General features: G+C 45.3%; 1 protein-coding gene. It reads left to right on the forward strand.

Annotation, left to right across the window (positions count from 1 at the left end; translation table 11 throughout):
• Positions 1–746 (forward strand): elongation factor Tu (locus L2717_RS18070; RefSeq protein WP_248938139.1); only part of this gene is annotated, 746 nt, incomplete at its 5' end.
• Positions 747–799 lie beyond the last annotated feature (53 nt).

Consider the following 799-nt stretch of genomic DNA (forward strand, 5'->3'; position numbering starts at 1 on the left):
TGGAATTAGTAGAGATGGAAGTGCGCGAACTTCTGTCAGAATACGACTTCCCAGGTGATGATTTACCTGTTATTCAAGGTTCAGCTCTGAAGGCCCTAGAAGGTCAACCAGAGTGGGAAGCAAAAATTCTTGAGCTGGCAGCAGCACTAGATTCTTACATTCCAGAACCACAACGTGATATCGATAAGCCGTTCCTACTGCCAATTGAAGACGTATTTTCAATTTCTGGCCGTGGTACAGTAGTTACTGGTCGTGTTGAGCGCGGTATTGTTCGCGTTGGTGACGAAGTTGAAATCGTTGGTATCCGCGACACGACTAAGACAACCTGTACTGGTGTAGAAATGTTCCGTAAACTGCTTGACGAAGGTCGTGCAGGCGAGAACTGTGGTGTGTTATTACGTGGTACTAAGCGTGATGACGTAGAACGTGGTCAAGTGTTGGCTAAACCAGGTTCAATCAACCCACACACGACTTTTGAATCAGAAATTTATGTTCTGTCAAAAGAAGAAGGCGGACGTCACACTCCATTCTTCAAGGGTTACCGTCCACAGTTCTACTTCCGTACAACAGACGTAACCGGTACTATCGAACTGCCAGAAGGCGTAGAGATGGTAATGCCTGGTGACAACATCAAGATGAAAGTGACCTTGATTTGCCCAATTGCGATGGACGAAGGTTTACGCTTCGCTATCCGTGAAGGTGGCCGTACAGTAGGTGCTGGTGTAGTAGCGAAAATTTTTGCTTAATAGCAAAGATTAGCAACACACAAAAAAGGAAGCTAAGGCTTCCTTTTTTATTT

Source organism: Shewanella glacialipiscicola (assembly GCF_023283485.1).
GTDB lineage: Bacteria > Pseudomonadota > Gammaproteobacteria > Enterobacterales > Shewanellaceae > Shewanella > Shewanella glacialipiscicola.